General features: G+C 62.9%; 17 protein-coding genes. 8 read left to right on the top strand and 9 right to left on the bottom strand.

Going from position 1 to position 19,586, the window contains the following annotated elements; genetic code table 11:
* Positions 1-317: 317 nt before the first annotated feature.
* On the top strand, positions 318-2,582 hold the full coding sequence (locus tag QMG80_RS12330; protein ID WP_085773073.1) for a VCBS repeat-containing protein: 2,265 nt from the start codon (positions 318-320) through the stop codon (positions 2,580-2,582).
* A 97-nt stretch (positions 2,583-2,679) separates the two neighbouring features.
* Here the strand turns inward: QMG80_RS12330 and QMG80_RS12335 are convergent, their stop codons facing one another.
* Entirely contained in the window at positions 2,680-3,717 is a 1,038-nt protein-coding gene (locus tag QMG80_RS12335) for a helix-turn-helix transcriptional regulator (protein WP_245299989.1), read from the bottom strand.
* Between the two features lie 732 nt (positions 3,718-4,449).
* Between QMG80_RS12335 and QMG80_RS12340 the strand changes: the two genes are divergently transcribed.
* Complete coding sequence (locus tag QMG80_RS12340) at positions 4,450-5,376, top strand: hypothetical protein (RefSeq protein ID WP_158658872.1); 927 nt, start codon at positions 4,450-4,452, stop codon at positions 5,374-5,376.
* A 178-nt stretch (positions 5,377-5,554) separates the two neighbouring features.
* On the opposite strand, the gene QMG80_RS12345 is transcribed toward QMG80_RS12340, so the two are convergent.
* Positions 5,555-6,643, bottom strand: coding sequence for a YeiH family protein (locus QMG80_RS12345; RefSeq protein ID WP_085773075.1), 1,089 nt, complete (start codon positions 6,641-6,643; stop codon positions 5,555-5,557).
* 149 nt (positions 6,644-6,792) lie between these two features.
* Between QMG80_RS12345 and QMG80_RS12350 the strand changes: the two genes are divergently transcribed.
* A complete protein-coding gene (locus QMG80_RS12350) occupies positions 6,793-7,860 on the top strand; it encodes a lysine-2,3-aminomutase-like protein (protein ID WP_085773076.1) in 1,068 nt (355 codons plus the stop codon).
* Positions 7,861-7,941: 81 nt separating this feature from the next.
* Here the strand turns inward: QMG80_RS12350 and QMG80_RS12355 are convergent, their stop codons facing one another.
* On the bottom strand, positions 7,942-8,760 hold the full coding sequence (locus tag QMG80_RS12355; RefSeq protein ID WP_085773077.1) for a hypothetical protein: 819 nt from the start codon (positions 8,758-8,760) through the stop codon (positions 7,942-7,944).
* A gap of 504 nt (positions 8,761-9,264) precedes the next feature.
* On the opposite strand from QMG80_RS12355, the gene QMG80_RS12360 reads away from it, so the two are divergent.
* Both QMG80_RS12360 and QMG80_RS12365 read left to right on the top strand, forming a co-directional pair.
* On the top strand, positions 9,265-9,474 hold the full coding sequence (locus QMG80_RS12360) for a cold-shock protein (protein WP_085773078.1): 210 nt from the start codon (positions 9,265-9,267) through the stop codon (positions 9,472-9,474).
* A 240-nt stretch (positions 9,475-9,714) separates the two neighbouring features.
* Positions 9,715-10,104, top strand: coding sequence for a hypothetical protein (locus tag QMG80_RS12365; RefSeq protein WP_085773079.1), 390 nt, complete (start codon positions 9,715-9,717; stop codon positions 10,102-10,104).
* Between the two features lie 119 nt (positions 10,105-10,223).
* On the opposite strand, the gene QMG80_RS12370 is transcribed toward QMG80_RS12365, so the two are convergent.
* The 3 genes from QMG80_RS12370 to QMG80_RS12380 are packed head-to-tail and all read right to left on the bottom strand — an operon-like array spanning position 10,224 to position 12,451.
* Entirely contained in the window at positions 10,224-10,826 is a 603-nt protein-coding gene (locus tag QMG80_RS12370) for a riboflavin synthase (protein ID WP_085773080.1), read from the bottom strand.
* Positions 10,827-11,942 carry a bifunctional diaminohydroxyphosphoribosylaminopyrimidine deaminase/5-amino-6-(5-phosphoribosylamino)uracil reductase RibD gene (gene ribD, locus QMG80_RS12375; protein WP_085773081.1) on the bottom strand — a complete coding sequence of 372 codons (1,116 nt, stop codon included), beginning with the start codon at positions 11,940-11,942 and terminating at the stop codon, positions 10,827-10,829.
* The gene (locus QMG80_RS12380; protein ID WP_085773082.1) at positions 11,939-12,451 is read right to left on the bottom strand and encodes a CinA family protein; all 513 of its coding nucleotides are present in this window, start codon (positions 12,449-12,451) and stop codon (positions 11,939-11,941) included. The genes ribD and QMG80_RS12380 overlap by 4 nt, the downstream gene beginning before the upstream one ends.
* Before the next feature lie 271 nt (positions 12,452-12,722).
* Here QMG80_RS12380 and QMG80_RS12385 point away from each other — a divergent pair, with 271 nt between their 5' ends.
* Positions 12,723-13,454 (top strand): TetR family transcriptional regulator, encoded by a 732-nt coding sequence (locus QMG80_RS12385; RefSeq protein ID WP_085773083.1) that lies wholly within the window; start codon positions 12,723-12,725, stop codon positions 13,452-13,454.
* Positions 13,455-13,686: 232 nt separating this feature from the next.
* Positions 13,687-14,295 carry a hypothetical protein gene (locus QMG80_RS12390; RefSeq protein WP_158658873.1) on the top strand — a complete coding sequence of 203 codons (609 nt, stop codon included), beginning with the start codon at positions 13,687-13,689 and terminating at the stop codon, positions 14,293-14,295.
* 104 nt (positions 14,296-14,399) lie between these two features.
* Here the strand turns inward: QMG80_RS12390 and QMG80_RS12395 are convergent, their stop codons facing one another.
* Both QMG80_RS12395 and QMG80_RS12400 read right to left on the bottom strand, forming a co-directional pair.
* Positions 14,400-15,764: an ATP-binding protein gene (locus QMG80_RS12395; RefSeq protein WP_085773085.1), complete on the bottom strand. Its 1,365-nt coding sequence runs from the start codon at positions 15,762-15,764 to the stop codon at positions 14,400-14,402.
* Positions 15,761-16,510 (bottom strand): response regulator, encoded by a 750-nt coding sequence (locus QMG80_RS12400; protein ID WP_245299990.1) that lies wholly within the window; start codon positions 16,508-16,510, stop codon positions 15,761-15,763. Before QMG80_RS12400 ends, QMG80_RS12395 begins: the two co-directional genes overlap by 4 nt.
* 180 nt (positions 16,511-16,690) lie before the next feature.
* Between QMG80_RS12400 and QMG80_RS12405 the strand changes: the two genes are divergently transcribed.
* Positions 16,691-17,575 carry a branched-chain amino acid aminotransferase gene (locus QMG80_RS12405; RefSeq protein WP_085773086.1) on the top strand — a complete coding sequence of 295 codons (885 nt, stop codon included), beginning with the start codon at positions 16,691-16,693 and terminating at the stop codon, positions 17,573-17,575.
* 352 nt (positions 17,576-17,927) lie between these two features.
* Here the strand turns inward: QMG80_RS12405 and QMG80_RS12410 are convergent, their stop codons facing one another.
* Positions 17,928-19,370, bottom strand: coding sequence for an aspartate aminotransferase family protein (locus tag QMG80_RS12410; RefSeq protein ID WP_085773088.1), 1,443 nt, complete (start codon positions 19,368-19,370; stop codon positions 17,928-17,930).
* Positions 19,371-19,586: the final 216 nt, after the last annotated feature.

The following is a 19,586-nucleotide window of genomic DNA, read 5'->3' on the forward strand; positions in this document are numbered from 1 at the left end:
AACGAGCGTCGGTTGGCCCACTCCAGACCAGTGATGCGATGTCCGAAGTGCAACAGAGTCAAGGCTCGGCCACCGGGGTCGCTCGACCGGCCCAACACATCGACGCGCCCGGGGCGCCGAACTCGGAAGCGAGACAGAAACTAGGTTTCGCCAGAGGGATCGCGCGACCGGCCCAGCACCTAGACGTTCCCCGAGCGCCCAACCTCGAAGCGAGACAGAAGCAAGGCTCCGCCAAGGGGGTCGCTCGACCAGCCCAATAAGCAGACGCGTCACGGCCAGCGAGGTTGAACGGGCCTAGTTTTTATGGGGAGATCGTCATGATCATTACGCCCACTTTTACGCCTAACTTCGACACAAATTTCGGCGCGAACGCAGCAGCGGCAAGGGCCGCCTGGACAGCTGCTGCTGAGATCTTTACCGACCGCTTCTCAGACGACATACACGTCAACATCACGGTGGATGCGCTACCAGGAACAAATGTTTTCGGAGAGAGCTTCGTACATCTCCTGTCCATTTCCTATGCCGATTTGTTCAATAGGATCGGCGGGAACGCAACGTCGCCGGACGATCTCGTCGCCGTCGACCCAGGTGGATCAATGAGCGCCGCTGATCCCACCAACGGAGCCGGAACCTGGTGGTTGACGCGCCCTCAAGCCAAAGCGCTTGGCGTTATCCCTGATGATATGTCCGATGATGGAAGCACCACTTTCGGCGCAGGGCACCCTTTCACTTTTGCCGGTGGAATCGCTGCAGGGACGTTTGATTTTCGAGGCATCGCCGCACATGAAATTTCTGAGGTTCTGGGCCGCCTCGGACTTTCCGGGGGAACGGTCGACGGCACAGCCAATTCGTTTAGTTTGATCGACAATTTCTCCTATACGGGTGCGGGAACGAAGGGGCTTCGCGGTGGCCCAGGAAATAACTTCTCAATAGATAACGGGATTACCTTACTTAAGTTGTGGAACGACCCCACTTCAAATGGTTTGGATTCTCGGGATTGGGCGGCAGGCGCCAACGACGCATTCAATCAGTTTAGTTCAGGGGGCGTAGTAAACTCGGTCTCGGCTGTTGATTTGAAGCTAATGGATGTGATCGGCTACGCTCCAGTCTGGCAGCACTTGTCACCCATCCCAGGACATCCACTGCAGGCGGACTTCGACTGTTCCGGCCTGCCAAACGGCGGTCGCTCGGTCAGCGTCGGCGATGTCGATGGTGACGGTCACGCCGAGCTGATCGTTCAGATCGATGCGACGCACTCGGGCGGCAACGACTTCTGGGTGATGAAATTCGACCCCGCGGCGGGAAACTGGCGGCACCTATCACCGATCCCAAATCATGCGCTGGAGGCGGACTTCGATTGTTCCGGCCTTCCGAACGCCGGTCGGTCGGTCAGGATCGGCGATGTCGATGGCGACGGCCGCGCCGAGGTGATCGTTCAGATCGATGCGGCGCACTCGGGCGGCAACGACTTCTGGGTGATGAAATTCGACCCGGTGGCGGGAAACTGGCGGCACCTATCAGCCATCCCCGGTCATGCGCTGCAGGCGGACTTTGACTGTTCCGGCTTGCCGAACGCCGGTCGCTCCGTCAGCGTCGGCGACGTCGATGGCGACGGCCGCGCCGAGGTGATCGTTCAGATCGATGCGGCGCACTCGGGCGGCAATGATTTCTGGGTGATGAAATTCGACCCCGCTGAGTTTACCCCCGCGCATTGGCGGCACCTGTCACCAATCCCTGGGCATCCACTGGAGGCGGACTTCGATTGTTCCGGCTTGCCGAACGCCGGTCGCTTCGTCGGCGTCGGCGACGTCGATGGCGACGGCCGCGCTGAGGTGATCGTTGAGATCGATGCGGCGCACTCGGGCGGCAACGACTTCTGGGTGATGAAATTCGACCCGGTGGCGGGAAACTGGCGGCACCTTTCACCGATCCCGGGTCATCCGCTGGAGGCGGATTTTGATTGTTCCGGGCTGCCGAACGTCGGGCGCTCGGTCAGCATCGGCGACGTCGATGGCGACGGCCGCGCCGAGGTGATCGTCCAAATCGATGCGGCGCATTCGGGCGGCAACGACTTCTGGGTGATGAAATTCGACCCCGTGGCAGGAAACTGGCGGCACCTATCACCGATCCCGGGTCATGCGCTGCAAGCGGACTTCGATTGTTCCGGCCTGCCGAACGCCGGGCGCTCGGTCAGCGTCGGCGACGTCGATGGCGACGGCCGCGCCGAGGTGATCGTTCAGATCGACGCCTCGCACTCGGGCGGCAACGACTTCTGGGTGATGAAATTCGACCCGGTGGCAGGAAACTGGCGGCACCTGACACCGTTCCCAGATCATCCACTTCAGGCGGACTTCGACTGTTCCGGCCTGCCGAACGCCGGTCGATCGGTCAGGGTCGGCGATGTCGACGGTGACGGAAGCGCAGAAGTGATCGTTCAGATCGATGCGGCGCGCTCGGGCAGGAATGATTTTTGGGCCATGAAATGGCGCCGAGCGCCTCGTCGGCGCTTCCATCAGAACGTAGCCTTTAGCGGGCGTCTTGCCACGGTTACGGCGCACGTAGCCCCCAGGCCGAATATTTGATGCGATCGCGTCCGCCGCCTCTGACAGGCAGGTCGGGTTATTGAGGAATGGCGGATGCGGCTCGCGCCTACGCCGGCGGGAATGGCAAGCCTTAGCCTTAGCGCAGAACCAATTTCGTCAACAGCGCCGTCAGTTCGCTCTGGCGGGAAACGCCCGCCTTAGCGAACACGCGCTTCAGAACCACGCGCGCCGTTTCCTCCCCAATGCAGAGCTTTTCCGCCGCCGCCCTTGGCGTAAGTCCGAAGCCGACGAGCGCCGCCACGCGCGCTTCACCGAGCGTCAGGCCCAGGACGTCGCGCACGAGGGCGGGATCGGCGGGCGCATCCGCTTGCGGGTCGATGACGAGAACGATCGCGCGGGCATGGGTGAGGAATTGCGCCGCGGCATGATCGAGGCCGCGCGCCAGAATTGGAAGCACGTAAAGAGTGAGCGGCCGCTCGAGCCTTTCGCGATGAATCAGGATCGGCTTTGGCGCGCCGCCGGCGTCGTCGGGCGCAGCGCGGATCATCCGCTCCATCGCAGAGTCGAGCGCCTTCCGCTCTTGTGACGCGCTTACAAAGAGGCGCTCATTCACGATCTTGAGGCCGTCGCCGAGGAGGCGTTCGCCCGCCAGATTTGAGAACAAGACGCGCGTTAGGGAGTCGAGCGCGAACACGCCGATGCCGACGCGCGCCAAGGCGTCCGCCAGGCCCAGTTTGGAAACTTCAGCGTCGAAAAGCCGCACGCTCAGGCGCAGCGACTGCTCGGCATGGCGGCCAAGGCGCGCGAGCGTGGCAAGCTCCTCGTCGGAAAAGGGGTCTTTCGCCTTGGCGCGTTGAATGCTGATCCAGACCTCCATGCCCGGATCCGGAGAAACCGCCGCCGAGGCGAGCCAGCCAAAGCCGTTGGGAACCAGAAACTGCGTGTAAAAGGGGTGCTCCTCGACCTCTTGAGCCGTCACAAGATGCCGGTCTGTCACCACGTCAAATCGCGCGGAGACCTCGTTCACGCGCTGTGCGCGAATGTCGGCGTGCTGCCATTTGTTCCACTCTTCTGCAAACGGCAGCAGCGAGGGAGAAACGATGGCCCCAAAACTGCCGTCGTCACGCCGCCAGATGAGATTCGCGCCAACGTCTCCAAAGACGCCAGCGACCATCTCCAACGCTCGCGCCCAATGGGAGGGCTGGGTGGCGGAGTCATATATGGCTTCTACCGCTGCAACGAATGAGTCGCTTGCTACGCCATCCCCTACCGACATTTGCTCCCACTCTACCCCGGGTCGCCAAAGGCGGCGGCCGTCACGGCTCTGCCCCCTTTATGGGGAGAGCGGGAGGCAAGGACACGCTGCCTCTCCCGTCGATAAGCCCATTCCATATCGGGGCTTTCGGCGCAGAGCAAACCGCGCGCCGTCGCATGCTCCGAACGAAGATGCGGAGGAGATGGCGTGAGCGCGGGGTCGGCGCGCGCATCCGCCTGTCGCTCGATCAGCGGACACAACGCCGCGACGGGTAAGCCCCTTGCAGCGCGAGCTTCCGCCCTCATTTTGACGCCGGCCTATTCTCGTTTGGCGTCCGCAATGCAGGGATGAAGGGAAGAGCGAGGGCTTTGTCCGCTGGGAAATGGACAAGAGCGAGTCAGTCTCGGCAATGAAAACAGCCGCCTACCGCTCCGCCCTGTGAAATGGGCGAAGCCCCCAGGAGAAAGCTCTCCCGGCAAGAATCCATATAGGCATGCCGGCAGCTTGGCATATCCCGAATGGGAGATGCGGCGTTGAATCCAACCACCTATTCCTGGAAGTCCAAGTTGCCCTCGATCTTGGCGCAGAGATCCCCGGGCAAAGTTTTGGAGAAGGCGTTTGCGCCTGCCCAGCCAGAAAAGGTGGAGAACAATGTCGCAGAATGAGCTATCCGAAACCCTGATGGAGAATAAGGTGATGTTGAGGAAACTTGCTTCACTCCCTCCATTGGCGCTTTTGATGTCCGCCGCGATATCAAATGCGTCCGCCGGGACGCTTTTGCCGTCGGCACAGTGGACTGGCTCGCGAACATGGGCGCAGGGATCGGACGGTTCCCCAGCCGATAATCAATCGGTGTCCCACTCCATTAGCGGCCCGGGTTCAAGCGATTCCCACGTCGTCGGGCCAATGGGCAGCGGTACATCGACCCTCACTCAATCCGGATTTCCGGGGCCATCTATTCAGGCAAGCGTTTCGGGATCTGCTATTACTGTAGATAATGGCCACGAGAATACACAAATCCTTTTAGGTGCTTATTCTGAGCTCACCTATTGGATAGAAATATTGGGTCCCGCAAGCGTGTCAAGCACTCAGATTAAGGTTTCTGGATCTGGCTACGCAAATATGACAGGAAACAACGGCGCTGCCGAATCTCAGTTGCGTATCCTCTTTGGCTACAACCCGAACGGAATAAACTCTACTTTTCAAAACTATACGTTTGAAGCATATGTCGTAAACAGCGCTTCGAGCAAATCATTTGCCGTCAATGGGTTGTATACCGCGCCGGTTAATGTGCCATTCGAAGTTGTTCTAGATGCGAACGCGGAGGTGAACGCTAGCGTGATTCGATATACGTGTTGTGGTTGGCAATCAAATACGCCTGTTTATGCTAATTCTTTTGTAGATCCCTATTTCAGTCTTCCAACTGACTTGGCAAATAGCGGCCTCTATTCAATCATAACGAGTTCTGGTATCGGAAATTCTCCACTAGGTGCCCCCGGACCCACCCCTGGCGCGGGCCTCGCGGGTCTCGCCGCGCTGACGCTTGCTGCCCGTTATGCGAGAACCCGTCGAGCCTGAACGCATAGGCGCGCGCTTCAACTACCGCTTCACGACTGCCGCCCCTCTCGGGCGGCAGTTTCGTTTTTCGGGCTTCTGGTCAGTCTGCTTCAACCTATTCGGCCCATCGCTTGAGGCCTTGGCCAAGATGGAGACGCCCTAGAGCGTTCCATTACGGAGGGAAGCCTTCGTGTCCCCTTCACGCAAATTTGACGACTGCGATCGTGACGCCAGCGATCCACACCGTCTCGGCGATCATGAGCGCGATTGGCTTCCAGCCCACGGCCGCGAGGTCCTTGAAGGAGGTCTTCATGCCGAGCGCCGCGATCGCCGTGACGAGGCACCAGCGCGAAACGTCGTTGATCGCGTCGAGCGCCAGCTTTGGCATGAGTCCGAAGCTGTTGATCGCGACAAGGGCGGCGAAGCCGAGCAGGAAATAGGGGATGGGCGCCTTTGTGCCGCCCGCGGCGCCGCTTCGCCCCACCACGAAGGCGATGGTGAACACGACCGGGACCAGCATCGCGACGCGCAGGAGCTTCACGTAAGTCGCAATGTCGCCCGTGCGCTGGGAGATCGAATAGCCCGCGCCGACGACTTGCGCGACGTCATGGATCGTGCCGCCGAGAAACACGCCGGCCTTCACATCGTCGAACCCCAAGGCTGTAGCGAGGAGGGGATAGAGAATCATCGCAAGCGTCGACAGGAGCGTGACCGTCACGACCGTCAAAATCGTGTCTCGCTCGCTTTCGGGCGCACGCGGCAGAACGGAGGCGATGGCGAGCGCGGCGGAAGCGCCGCAAATGCCCACCGCGCCGCCGGAAAGCACGCCGAAAGCGCGCGACTGGCCGAGCAGGCGCGAGAGCAAGGCCCCGAGCGCGATCGTGGTGAGGAGACCGCCGATCACTGTGGCGATGGGCGTCGCGCCGAGCTCCAGGATTTGGCCCAGGGTGATGCGCGCCCCGAGCAGCGCCACGCCCAACCGAAGAACGGTCTTGGAGCTGAACTCGACGCCCGCGACGCAGCGCCCTTCCTCATGCAGAAAGTGAAAGGTCATGCCGAAGAGCAGCGCGAATAGCATGACCGGCGAGCCATAATGCTGCGCGAGCCAGGTGGCCGCGAGCGCGATCGTCGCGGCGGTCAAGAGCCCTGGGTAGACGCGCCAAGCGAAACTGCGCCATGTAGCGGGCGCGGCGGGCGCCGGCGGGACGTGATGGACGCCTTCCATGGCGTCGTATGATTGGAATAGGGCGTGAGCGGTCTCGGAGTCGGTGTCGAGGTCTGAGGTCATTCTGTGCCGCCGCTAAGTTGGAGTTGCTGCGTTTTTATCATCCGCGCCGCCCTTCTCAATGGGACTTGCGCACAGATGGACGCCTTTGAATGCGGCGCCTATAAACAGGTCGTCATGAAACTCCGCTCTAGCCGGCCAAGCTTCCGGGCATGATTAAGCGTCCCCTGAACTCGGTCGACGATCTCGCGACGGCGGGCCTGCTTTCGCCCTCGGACCCGCTTCGCGCGGTCGAGGCGCGCTACAGCATCGCCGTCACGCCGCAGATCGCGGCGCTCATCGATCCCGCCGATCCAAACGACCCCATCGCGCGGCAGTTCCTGCCGGACGCGCGCGAGCTTGCAACGAGCGCCGCCGAGCTCGCCGACCCCATCGGCGACGAGGCGCACAGCCCCGTGCCGGGAATCGTGCATCGCTATCGCGACCGCGTGCTCTTGAAGCTCGTATCCGTCTGTCCAGTTTACTGCCGTTTCTGCTTCCGCCGCGAGACGGTCGGAAAGAGCGGCGCGCTCAGCCCGGAGACGCTCGCGCGCGCGCTCGACTATGTCGCGGCCCACGAGGAAATAGGGGAGGTGATCCTCACCGGCGGCGATCCGCTGGCGGCCTCGGCGCGACGGCTGCTGGCCGTCAGCGAGCGCTTGGCGACGATCCCCCATGTGACGCGGCTGCGCGTGCATACGCGCGTTCCCCTCGCCGCGCCCGATCTCGTCACGACAGAGCGCCTCGAGGCGCTGCGCTTGGCTGAAAAAACGCTGATTGTCGCGCTGCACGCCAATCACGCGCGGGAGTTGTCGCAGGGCGCCAAAGCCGCGATCGCGCGCCTCAAGGAGGCCGGCGCGAAGCTTCTCTCGCAGAGCGTGCTTCTCAACGGCGTGAACGACGACGCGGCGATTCTCGACTCGCTGCTCGACGCGCTCACGGGGCAGGGCGTTGTGCCCTATTATCTGCATCATCCCGACCTCGCGAAGGGCACGGCGCATTTCCGCCTGTCGCTCCTTCGCGGGCAAAAGATTTACGCAGAGCTGGCGCGCCGCAGGAAAGGCCGGCCACTCCCGCGCTATGTGCTCGATCTCCCCGGCGGTTTCGGCAAGGTCCCGATCGAAGCGCCTTATCTCCTTCGCGTGGCGGATGGAAGCTGGCGCGCGCGCGACCGTTTTGGGGTCGAGCATCGCTATGAAGACGAGGCCGAAGGGCCGCTCGAGCGCGCCTCAGGCTTCTGACCGGCGATCGTTGGGAAGTCGTGCATGTGTCCTGACCGGAAAACCGCTTCGCGCTTTTCCGGGACATGCTGTCGAGGCCGCTTATTGGCCGCTGGCCGGGAAGGTGACAACCATTCGCGCCAATGCGTAGACCCCGCGCAGCGCCAGCAGCGTGAAACCCGAATAGACATTCCCACCGACCAATTGTCCGAGCGGAGACGCGGCGCTCGTATAGAGCGCTACGTTCGAGGCGCCGAAGGAGATGGTCGGAAAGGTCGTCTGCTGACGAATGGCCGCATTGGCGCCGAACCACCAGTTCGCGATATAATTCTGGCCGCTGTTGGCTGGCGGATTCGTCTCCGTCCCATAGAGGAAAAAGGGCCCGAACTCACGGGGCGAGACGGCGCCATAGAGCGTGCCGCTCGCGGAGTCGTGCGGCGCATATTCATAAGCGATCTGCGGATCGAGGCTCGCGGGAACGCCGGCGCCCTGGAAAGACGCGACGAGCTGCGGATTGTTGCTCACATAAAGCGCCATATAATTGTTGATGTCGCCCGTGCCGTCCGGCGAGACGATGTTGATCCCGATCTGCGCGATCGTCGTCGGCTGAGAACGGCTGCCGTTCACCTGCACGCTGTCGCAGTTCGTCATGCGCACGACCATCGGCGCCTGCCCGGCGGACGCGTTTGTGATCGTATAGCCCGCCGGCACCAGCTTTTGCGCGATGGCGAGCGGCACATAGCCTTCGCCGGCGAATTCGGTGCAATTCATGAAGCTGACTTTGAAGCTCTTCTGGCTGGCCTCAGCTGCTGGCGCCGCCAGAACGAGCGCCGGCGCAAGCGCGAAAGCAAAACGAAAGATCCCCATTGGCCCCCACTTATGATCCGGAGCCGTCACGGCGTCCGAAACCGCGTCTTTCACAATGTCAGCCGCTACGAGCCGGATGCCTCCAGCTTGGCGCGACCGTTATCCGAATCGCCGCCAATGACAAGCCGAGGCTCTATCGGAAACCGAAATGCAGGAATAGGAAAGAGGCGCGTGAATAAGGCTGCCACAAGGATATGACAGCCCCGTGCCGTCGATGGCCCTCCGTCCTCCTTCAGGGAGCCGAAGCGCTACACGGCATACGTAGCGATCTTGGCGCGATTCTTGTTTTCAAGACGCTCAATCGTTCAACCCGGATGAGCCCCGGCTCTCGCTAGAGGGTGCGAGGAGCGGCGTTGAAGAGGAAGTTTTTACAAAATTATTGGATCCCGTCTTGCAACAGTCGCAATCGCCCTTTATGAAAATAAGAGATCTTGGATGGCTAAGTCTTCCCTCCTGTGCCTCAGGCGCATCGACGACACTTCCCTTCAACATCGACACTCCCTCCGCCCACATAGCATATGTGGGCGAAAACTATCGTACGGTTGAAAGGAAATCGTCGTGAGCATCGGAACAGTGAAATGGTTCAACGCAACCAAAGGCTTTGGCTTCATCCAGCCTGACGATGGCGGCGCGGACGTCTTCGTGCATATTTCCGCCGTCGAGCGCGCGGGGATGCAGGGCCTTGCCGAAGGGCAGAAGGTGCAATTCGAACTCGTCCGCGACAGCAGGACAGGGAAATCGTCAGCCGGCAATCTCCAGGCGGCCTGATCTCTTCCAAGGAATTTAGCGAAAGGCTCCGCGGCCGTCTTCGGTGGCGGCGGCCTTTTGTTGGTAATCCAGAATGCACGGTCCGCCGCGCGAGGACCGCTTGCGCACGCCGCGCAGGCGCGGGTTCACCCGCTCAAGCATTCAGGCGTTTCGCTCGCCTCCTATAGAGGCTCGTCGAAACGATGCGGCGCGCGCGCGAGCCAAAACCACATCATGCGAATAAAAAACCAAGGAGAAAACATGCGTAAGCTTGCTCTTATGACCGCCGTCGCAATCGCCGCCTTCGCCGCGCCCGCCATGGCCGCCTCGGAAAGCTGGAACGTCACCGAGGAAAGCGCTGTTGGCATCAAGTCGGCTCAGGGCAAATGGCTCCTGAAGACGGAGGGCGACAATCTGAGCGGCTCGGCCACCCTGCAGCGCGACAACGGCACGGAAATCACCTACAGCGTGGAAGGCTCTCTCAAGGACGGCGTTTACACCGTGAAGCTCGACAAGCGCTCCGATGACAAGAAGGGCTGCGTCTGGACCGGACACGCCCAGAGCGCGACTGCCTTGGGCAAGTCGACCGGTTACATCGGGGATGTGGTCTGTGAAGGCTCCAAGTTCGTCATTCGCGCGCAGGGCCAGTAAGCCTTGACGCGACCTCCGCGCAGCCTTCAGGGTTTGCCGCGGAGAGAGAGAGAAATCTAGCTTCGCGGGAGCCGACGAGACCGAAGTTTCGCCGTCTCCCAAACATTATGCAGCGAGGCCTACAGCGCCTCCGCCAGCCGCGCTGCGTAGCGGGCCATCAGATCCACCTCGATGTTCACCTCGTCGCCGATCTTGCGATCGCCGAGCGTCGTGACCTTCAATGTGTGCGGGATGATGAGCACGCTGAAGCGGTCGCCCTCGACCTCGTTGACGGTGAGCGAGACGCCGTCCAGCGCGACGGAGCCTTTCTGCGCAATGAAGCGCGAGAGCGCGCGCGGCGCTTCGAATACGAGCCGCGCCATGCCGTCGAAATCCTCGCGCGAGACGAGCCGCGCGATCCCGTCCACATGGCCGGTTACGATATGGCCGCCGAGCTCGTCGCCGATCTTCATCGCGCGTTCGAGATTGATCCGTGTTCCAAGGCTCCAGGACCCGACCGTCGTGCGCGCGAGCGTCTCCGCCGCTGCGTCCACCTCGAAGATCGCGCGCTCCCCGTCGCGCTCCATCGCCACGACGGTGAGACAGGTCCCTGAGCAGGCGATCGACGCGCCGAGCGCGATCGTTTCCAGTGGATAGGCGCAACGAACGGCGAGGCGGCGCAGCGCGCCGCGCTCGTCGACGCGCGCGACTTCGCCGATGTCGGTGACGATGCCGGTGAACATTTAGCAGACTTTCTCGTAATGCGTGATCTTGTCGGGGCCGAGCTCGAAGGCGTCGGTCAGGCGGTAGAGCTGCGTATCTTCGAGCACGGCGCGCGCCGCCGGGCGCAGCGCGAGGCGTCCCGCGCCCCCAAAGGCTTTCGGGCCCGTGTGCAGCATCACGATGTCGACCAGCCCCGCCGCAAGGAGCGATTCCGCGAGGCGCGGTCCACCCTCGCAAAAGACGCGCGTGACGCCTCTCTTCGCGAGCGCCGCGAGCGCCGCCGGCGGCAAGACCCGCCCGAGCGGATCGGCGCCGACGCGCGCGACCTCGGCGCCGGTCGCCTCGCAGAAGCGCTCGACCGCGTCGTCCGGGGTCGTGGCGAGCGCGATGACGAGGGTCGGGACCGTGCGGGCGAGCGCCGCAAAGCGCGAGCCCGGCGAAAGCGTCAAATTGCCGTCGATGACGACGCGCAACCGCAGCTGGTCCTCCATGCCGGGCAGGCGCACGGTTAGGAGGGGATCGTCCTCGCGCGCCGTGCCGGCGCCGATCATGATCGCGTCATGCGCGGCGCGCTCCAAATGGGTCTGCGCATCGGCGAGCGGCCCCGTGACGCTGAGGCGCGGGTCGTGCGGGGCGCCGGCGGCGAAGCCGTCGCGCGTCTGCGCGAGTTTTAGCGTGACCATGGGCCGGCCTTGCGTCACGCGCAGCATATGGCCGAGGTGATCGCGCCGCGCCGCCGCCTCGCGCACACCGGTCACGACCTCGATCCCGCCGGCTCGCAAGATGTCGTGGCCCTTCCCCGAGACGCGCGGATCGGGATCCTGCATCGCCGTCACGACTCGGGCGACGCCAGCCGCGACGATGGCTTCGGCGCAAGGGGGCGTTTCGCCGCGGTGGGCGCAGGGCTCGAGCGTCGCATAGAGGGTTGCGCCGCGCGCCGCGGCGCCCGCGGCCTGCAGCGCCTGCGTTTCGGCGTGCGGCCGTCCGCCCGAACCGGTCACGCCGCGCGCGACGAGCGTTCCGTCCTTGACGAGCAGCGCGCCGACAGCGGGGTTGGGCGCGCAGCGGCCCAGCGCGCGCCGCCCAAAGCTAAGCGCCGCGTCCATCCAGGCTTCGTCGCTGATTGTCTCTGTCATGCTTCCCCCGCGGGCGCCGAGGCGGACTCGAGCAGCAGCGCGAGCGCCTGTTCGACCGCGGCCGCGCGGATTTCAGCGCGGGAGAGCGGGCCGAAGCGGCGCTCGACGTGACGCACGCCTCCGGCGCGCCTGACGCAGCCGAAATGCACCAGACCCACGGGCTTCTCGTCGCTGCCGCCCCCTGGCCCGGCGACGCCGGTGACCGCGACCGAGACATCGGCCCTGGAGCGCGCCAGGGCGCCTTGCGCCATCTCTAAGGCTACGGAGCGGCTTACCGCGCCATAGGCGTCCAAACTGTTTTCGCTCACACCGAGCATTTCGACCTTCGCCAGGTTGGAATAGGTCACGAAGCCGCGCTCGAAGATGTCCGAGGACCCCGGAATCTCGGTGATCGCCGCCGCAACGAGGCCGCCCGTGCATGATTCGGCGCAGGCGACCCAGAGTCCCGCGGCGCGGCACGCTGCGAGCAAGTCTCTAGCCTGCGCCGAAATCCGTTCGGAATGAAGCATCGCCTCTAGCGTCCTTCTCCTGTCAAGAAAAACCGGTTTACCGCTCGTGGGGCGCCGACTCATAGGCGCGGCTTGCGAAAAAGCACAAAGCGGTTTTTCACGCAAAGCGCGCTATAATTCAGCGAGTCGATCCCGTTTCCCGTCTGCGGCCGCCGACGCGGCGCGGCCGGGCGCGTCAGGCTTGGACCTGGGAATTTCGCGACTAATTAACCCGTTTCGAGCAAGGCCGCAGGAGTCTCCGGGAAACCTGGGCCAGTCGAGGAGAGAAAAAATGAGCGGCGAAGAGAAGACAACGAATGAGACGTCGGCTCCGAAGCCGGCTCCAAAAGGCGGGCGCGACGCCATTGTCGACGCGCTGCTGCGGCTCGCGGCGCGCCGCGACTTCGGTGAGATCACGATTTCCGACATTGCCCGGGAAGCGGGCGTGGGACTGGCCGATTTCCGTGACCTCTTCCCGTCCAAAGGCGCGGTTCTGGGGGCTTTTTCGCGTCGGATCGACCGCCAAGTGCTGTCGAGCGCGACCGGCGAGGTCGACACGCATTCCGCGCGGGACCGCCTGCATGCGGTCCTGACCCGGCGGCTCGAGGCGCTCGAGCCCCATCGCGACGCGATCTTCGCCATCTCCGAGTGGGCGAGCAGGGAGCCGCTTTCGGCTGCGGCGTTCAACCGCGAGATGGTCAATTCGATGCGCTTCATGCTGGAGGCGGCTGACCTCGACAGCGAGGGCGCCGTCGGCGCGCTGAAGCTTCAGGGCTTGGCGATCGCCTGGAAGCGGGTGATCGACGCCTGGCGCAAGGATCGTCCCGGCGAAAATTTCCACGCGCTGGCCGCTCTCGACGACGCGCTGGACAATGGCGAGAAGATCGTCGATCGCGTCGAGGACCTTGCCCGCACCACAGAGCCGCTGCGCCGCCTCGCGAACCGGCTGTTCGAAGGCTTCAACAAGGGTCGAGGGCGCGCCCGTCACGACTTCGACGACGAGCATCCGCACGCGGGGATGTGAGGCCGAGCAGGCCAACGGCAAAGGCCCTGGGGCGCCCGCAAAGCGGGCGTCTCGGGGGGGGGGGGCGGGTCTCATTCGGGGGGAACCTCATCCTTCGAGACGGGTCCTGCGGAGCCTCCTCAAAATGAGGGCTCGGGATGAGAGTTTGGACAAAGAGCGCATTCCTCGTTCCTGAAGCCCTGGAGCCTCCATCGGCGCCGGGTATAATCACGAAAATCTTAGGAAAAGAGAGTTGACAGCATTTCGTTGTTACGTCGTGCAAAAAGGCAAGAAGCTGTTCTTGAGTTTTCGTCAAGAAATGGTGTCATCTATTTCAAGAATCATTGTGATTGTCACGATTGCCTTCCTATTTACTCACTCTTTTCTGTCAAATGCTCCCAATTCGGTCTGGATGCAATATGAAGTGAGGTACAGCTACGCGCGTTTTGTGTTTGTTTTGTTGTGTTGTTTGGTCCTGCTTATTTTCATAGTGAGAAGAAAGCTTAAAAATGCTATTATCATAGTGGTAATGGTAGCCCTTGAGATTCAACTATTGCCTACTGTCATGCCTTATCTGTCGATGGCCGGGTGGGCGCTAACCTTATACGTCCGTGGAGACGCATACCCCGTAACAGCACTACCGGATTCGAACATGGTTTTTTCCAATCATTTCCTCGATGACGGTTTTTTTGTTGTGTTTGATCCGGGAAAAGCTCTTGAGAGTGGGGCGGGCGACGACGCGAAATTGAAGTGGATTATCGGAAAATACTATGAGAATGACGGCGCCCGCGACGAAATAATAATGTGCAAAAGGATATTTCGCAGCTATTACTACGTAAAAGTAAAAGAATTTAGGGGTTAGATCAAGCTGTCTACGATAAGGCGAGGCCGCGAGTCGGATCGGTTGGCATAACTTCGAATGGCAGGTTATTCGGTCTTCGAGACGCCAAGCCTTCAGCCCCTGCCTCACACCGGCAGCGTCACGGTCGCGCGCAGGCCTCCGAGCGGGCTGCGCGTGAGCGCGACCTCGCCGCCGTGGCTGCGCGCAATGTCGCGCGCGATCGCAAGACCGAGTCCGGAATTGCCATTGTCCTGGTTGCGCGATTCGTCCAGCCGATAGAAAGGTCGGAAGGCGTCCTCGAGCCGGTCGACCGGAATCCCGGGTCCATCGTCGTCCACATGAATCGTCAGCATCTCGCCGTCGTTTAGCGCGGTGAGGTCGATGCGCTTGCCGTAGCGCTGGGCGTTCCCGACGAGATTGGCGAGAAGCCTACGCAGCGCCGCCGGCCGGACGATCACCTCCGGAACGCCTCTGACCAGGAGCCGGGCCTCGATCCCCATCTTCTGCGTGTCAGCCTGCAGGTCCCTCAGAAAGGCTCCCACGTCGGTTTTGGCCGGCGCCTCGCCGCCGTCGCCACGGGCGAAGGCGAGGTAGGACTCCAGCATGTTCTCCATCTCCTCGACGTCCTTGCGCAACTCGCCCGTTTCGACGGTTTTGTCGAGAAGCGAGAGCGAGAGCTTGAAGCGCGTGAGAATCGTGCGCAGATCGTGCGACACGCCGTTCAGCATCGTCGTGCGCTGCTCGATGGCGCGCTCGACGCGGCGCTTCATCTCCAGGAAGGCCGCGCCGGCCTGACGCACCTCGCGGGCGCCGCTCGGCCGGAAGGGCGCGTCGCGCCCCTTGCCGAATTCTTCCGCCGCCCTGGCGAGGCGCTGGATGGGGCGAACCTGATTGCGCAGAAACGTCATGGCGATGGCGAGGATCACCACCGAGGCGAGCGTGGTCCAAATGAAGAAGATATGCGAGTTCGACGCGTAGGCCTGCGTTCGCGTCGTCACCACCTCGAGAACGGCGTCGTCGAGCAGCACGTCGATCGTGACGAAATGGCTGTTCGAGGTGTCGATCGAGAAGGGATATTTGAGACGGCGCTCAAGCTCGCGCGGCAGCACGCGGTCGAGCAGCGAGAAGAAGGTTCTCGGGGTTGACGGCGGCAGCGGCGCCTTGGGTTTGATCGTGAGCTTGATCGCCAGATCCACGCCGGCGACGCGCGTCAGGATTTGGTGATCCGCGTCCTGCGGGAAGCTTCGGTAGAGCTCGACGATCGCCGCCGTGTCGCGCGCCACCGCGGCGGAAAGCCGGTCGGTAATCGCCTCCCAGTGCCGCTGCATGTAGACATAAGCCACGGCGGACTGCAGCAGCACGATCGGCAGAATGAGGATCAGCAAGGCGCGCGCGTACAGCCCCTTGGGCATGCGCTTGTGCAGCCAGGCGCCCAAGCGGCGCCACAGGCGGCGGGGGGCGTCGATCGTATCGAGGATCACCATGGTCATGAGTGGGCTCTCGTTTCGCTGGCGTCTGCAAGCGGGGCGTCGAGGATCAAGCGATAGCCCTGTCCGCGCACGGTTTGGATGAGATGCGCCGCGTCCTCGATCTTGCGCCGCAGCCGCGCAATCTCCACGTCGACGCTTCTTTCGTTTGATTCGGCGTCGCCCGGACGCGTGGCCAAAGCGCGACGCGACACGACGTCGCCGCCGGCGAGCGCCCCGAGCAGCTCGCGCTCGCGCGTCGTGAGCGGCACGGGCTTTTCACCGCGAAGCAGCAGGCCGCTGTCTGGGCTGAAGCTAAGCCCGCCGAAATTCGCGACGCGCGCCCGTCCGAGCTCGCGGGCCGGCGCGCGCGTGCGCCGCAGTATGCTCGCGATCCGCAAGACCAGCTCGCGCGGCTCGAACGGCTTTCCGAGATAATCGTCGACGCCGGCTTCGAATCCCGCGACGCGGCTCTTCAACTCGGATCGCGCGGTGAGCATCAGGATCGGCGCGTCGGAGAGGGGGGAGTTTTCCGCGCGCAACCGAGCGACGAAGGCGAGTCCGTCCTCGCCCGGCATCATCACGTCGAGCACGATCAGATCGACGATGAGCTCGCTCAATCGCGCCGTCGCCTCGGCTGCGCTCGCGGCGGAGCTGACGCGATAGCCTTCGCTGACGAGGAAACGCGAAAGCAGGCCGCGGATGCGCCGATCGTCGTCGACGACGAGGATAAGCGCCGGCTCGGCGTTTCCAAGTCTCCTTTTCGACAAGTGCTCTTCTCCTGCGCGCGCTTCGCATCGCTTCGCGCGGGCGGCGCCGGGCGAGGGCGCGAAAGCCAAATCGCGCGCGGCTGGCGGACATCGTATATTGACATATTTTAGAGCGGTGGCTAGCCCTAGGCCGGCCGCGCCCAAATTCGGGCCCAGGCAACTTTCTGGAGAGTTAAAGGAATGGCGACGCCGCCTTTCGATCAGCGGGATGGCGTGATCTGGTTCAATGGCGCTCTCACGCCCTGGCGCGAGGCCAAGCTCCATGTCCTGTCACACGGGCTGCATTACGCCTCCGCGGTATTTGAGGGCGAGCGCGCCTATGGCGGCAAGATCTTCAAATCGCGAGAGCATTCTGAACGCTTCCGCCGCTCGGCGCAGCTCCTCGATTTCGAGATTCCCTATAGCGTCGCCGAGCTCGAGGCCGCCAAGGACGCGGTGGTCAAGGCGAACGGCATGCAGGACTGCTATGTGCGGCCTATCGCCTGGCGCGGCAGCGAGATGATGGCGGTGGCGGCGCAGAATTCCACGATCCATACGGCGATCGCCGTGTGGGACTGGCCGAGCATGTTCGACGTCGAGACCAAGATGAAAGGCATTCGCCTCGACATCGCGGAATATCGCCGTCCCGATCCGCGGACGGAGCCCTCGCTCGCCAAGGCCGCCGGACTCTACATGATTTGCACCATCTCGAAGCATCGCGCGGAGCGGCGCGGCTACGCCGACGCCCTGATGTACGACTGGCTCGGCCGCGTCGCCGAATGCACGGGCGCGAATGTGTTCTTCGTCAAGGACGGCGCGCTGCACACGCCGATCGCCGACTGTTTCCTCGACGGAATCACCCGGCAGACCGTGATCGAGCTCGCGAAGCGGCGCGGCGTCGCGGTGTTCGAGCGGCGCATCATGCCCGAGGAGCTGACCGGCTTCTCCGAATGCTTCATTTGCGGCACCGGTGCGGAGGTCACGCCGGTTTCCGAGGCGGGACCGTACCGCTTCGAGCCAGGGGCGCTGTCCCGCCAGCTCATCGAGGATTATACGCGCGAAACGCATCGCCACAGCGAGGGGTGACGCGGGGCGAGGATGTCGCGTCGCGTGACGTCAAAGGGCAAGCCAGCGGCTATGGCTTTGCTCGTCGTGAACGAACGCGCGAGGCCGCGGCGACGCCCGAGCAATGGTCGCGCGGTTCCGAATCGATTCAAGACGCCTCGGGACGGCTCGAGGAGCCGGGCAGGGGACGGATCCAGAGGTCGCTCAAAATTGAGCGATCGCAACCCTCTCGGCGGAGGATCAGGATGAAAGCGCGTTAGATCACGTTTTCTGCGCTTCGGCGGAATGGCCCCAATGCAGAAAATTTGATCGCGCTCGAAGTTTAGAGCGCGAATTGTGCGAAAAGCCGGTTTCCCCTTTTTCGCATCCCGCTCTAGCTGTTCACCCGCGCCTTGATCGCGTGCTCGGCGAGAGTCTTGCCGAGCGAGAGGACCGCGGGCGCGTGGTGGGCGTCGGCGATGACCTGGTCGAAGGACCGCTCGATCCAAGCGCAATCCTCGTCGCTCAGAGTCAATGACGGCAAGAGCTTGATGGTCGGATTGCCGTGGCCGGCGACCTGCGTGAGGATCTTTTGGTCCCTGAAAAGAGGGATGCAAATGAGCTGACCGAAGAGACCGGCGCTTGCGGTCTCAAGCAGGTTCCATGTGGCTCTCAGCACGAGCGATTTTGGCGGACCGAACTCGACGCCGATCATCAAGCCCTTGCCGCGCACTGCGGAGACGAGCTCGTAACGCTCCGCCATCTTGTTGAAAGACGCGAGGAGCCTGTCGCCTTTTGCGGCCGCGTTTTCGATGAGCTTTTCGTCTTCCAGCACGTCGAGCGTCGCGAGCGCCGCGGCCATCGCCAAGTCGTTCTTGGAAAAAGTCGATCCGTGCACGACGGAGCGATCCATGCGGTCGAAGACCTTGTCGAAGATCCACTTGCGCGTGAGCGTGACGCCGATGGGCGCATGGCCGCCCGAGAGCGCCTTCGCCAGCAGCACCATGTCGGGCTCGACGCCAAAATGCTCAATGGCCAGGAACTTGCCGGTGCGGCCGACGCCTGTCTGAATCTCGTCCGCGACGAAGAGGGTCCCGTATTTCTTGCAAAGCGCCGCCGCGCTCGAGAGATAATCTGCGTGAGGAATATTGACGCCCTTGCCCTGAATGGGCTCGACGACGAAGGCTGCGACGTCATGCCCGCTCAAGGCTTCTTCGAGCGCGCCGAGATCGTCGAACGGAATCTCGCGCACGCCGGAGAGCAGGGGGCCGAAGCCCTTTTTGAAGATCTCGTCGCCGTTCAGCGAGAGCGCGCCGCAAGTGAGTCCGTGGAAGGAATGCGCGCAATGCACGATGCCGCTGCGGCCGGTGGCGTAGCGCGCGAATTTGATCGCAGCCTCGACCGCCTCGGCCCCGGAATTGGCGAAGAAGGCTTTGTCGAGCCAAGGCGTGCGGGCGAGCAGACGCTCGGCGAGGACGCCAGCGAGCACGGAAACGTCGAACTGCGCCAGATTCGCCGACTGAGAGTTGAGGACCTCGATCAGCGCGTCGCGCACCCTTGGATGATTGCGGCCGAGCGCGAACACGCCATAGCCGCTCATCAGGTCCAGATATTGCGCCCCTGCGCGGTCATAAAGATAGGCGCCGTCGCCGCGCGTGAATCCCACGTCCCAGCCGATCGTCTTCAGGACGCGCACCCACATTTCATTGAGGTGCTTCGAATGAAGGGCGTAGCGCTCTCCCTCGCGCCGCTGCGCAAGCTCAACGAGGCTCTCTCTTTTCGCTTCGCCGTTCTGCGCTTGCTCTTGCGAATTGCCTGCGATCGGCGCGTTTGTCATCTCGAGGCTCCGGAGGGGCGTCGGCGCTGCGTAAAGGGCCGCGTCGCGAGCCGCCGCCTGGCCGCTTTAGCCCATGTTTCGCCGCGGGTCGAGCGCAAAACGCGCGGCTCAGCTTGCGTGTCTCGATATGCTTGTGCGGATTTATTCTGGCGTCGTATCCACAACAAAACTTCAAAACGGAAGAATTCCAACGTTGGACAAAGCGACGCAGATGCT

The sequence above is a fragment of the Methylocystis bryophila genome, from assembly GCF_027925445.1.
Taxonomy (GTDB): domain Bacteria; phylum Pseudomonadota; class Alphaproteobacteria; order Rhizobiales; family Beijerinckiaceae; genus Methylocystis; species Methylocystis bryophila.

Bases quoted from the DNA above. Each gene is read 5' to 3' on its own strand.
- QMG80_RS12335 (WP_245299989.1), bottom strand. From the start codon at position 3,717: ATGGTCGCTGGCGTCTTTGGAGACGTTGGCGCGAATCTCATCTGGCGG.
- QMG80_RS12395 (WP_085773085.1), bottom strand. From the start codon at position 15,764: ATGACCATGGTGATCCTCGATACGATCGACGCCCCCCGCCGCCTGTGG.
- QMG80_RS12370 (WP_085773080.1), bottom strand. From the start codon at position 10,826: ATGTTCACCGGCATCGTCACCGACATCGGCGAAGTCGCGCGCGTCGAC.
- ribD (WP_085773081.1), bottom strand. From the start codon at position 11,942: ATGACAGAGACAATCAGCGACGAAGCCTGGATGGACGCGGCGCTTAGC.
- QMG80_RS12345 (WP_085773075.1), bottom strand. From the start codon at position 6,643: ATGACCTCAGACCTCGACACCGACTCCGAGACCGCTCACGCCCTATTC.
- QMG80_RS12340 (WP_158658872.1), top strand. From the start codon at position 4,450: ATGTCGCAGAATGAGCTATCCGAAACCCTGATGGAGAATAAGGTGATG.
- QMG80_RS12410 (WP_085773088.1), bottom strand. From the start codon at position 19,370: ATGACAAACGCGCCGATCGCAGGCAATTCGCAAGAGCAAGCGCAGAAC.
- QMG80_RS12350 (WP_085773076.1), top strand. From the start codon at position 6,793: ATGATTAAGCGTCCCCTGAACTCGGTCGACGATCTCGCGACGGCGGGC.
- QMG80_RS12405 (WP_085773086.1), top strand. From the start codon at position 16,691: ATGGCGACGCCGCCTTTCGATCAGCGGGATGGCGTGATCTGGTTCAAT.
- QMG80_RS12365 (WP_085773079.1), top strand. From the start codon at position 9,715: ATGCGTAAGCTTGCTCTTATGACCGCCGTCGCAATCGCCGCCTTCGCC.
- QMG80_RS12380 (WP_085773082.1), bottom strand. From the start codon at position 12,451: ATGCTTCATTCCGAACGGATTTCGGCGCAGGCTAGAGACTTGCTCGCA.
- QMG80_RS12385 (WP_085773083.1), top strand. From the start codon at position 12,723: ATGAGCGGCGAAGAGAAGACAACGAATGAGACGTCGGCTCCGAAGCCG.
- QMG80_RS12330 (WP_085773073.1), top strand. From the start codon at position 318: ATGATCATTACGCCCACTTTTACGCCTAACTTCGACACAAATTTCGGC.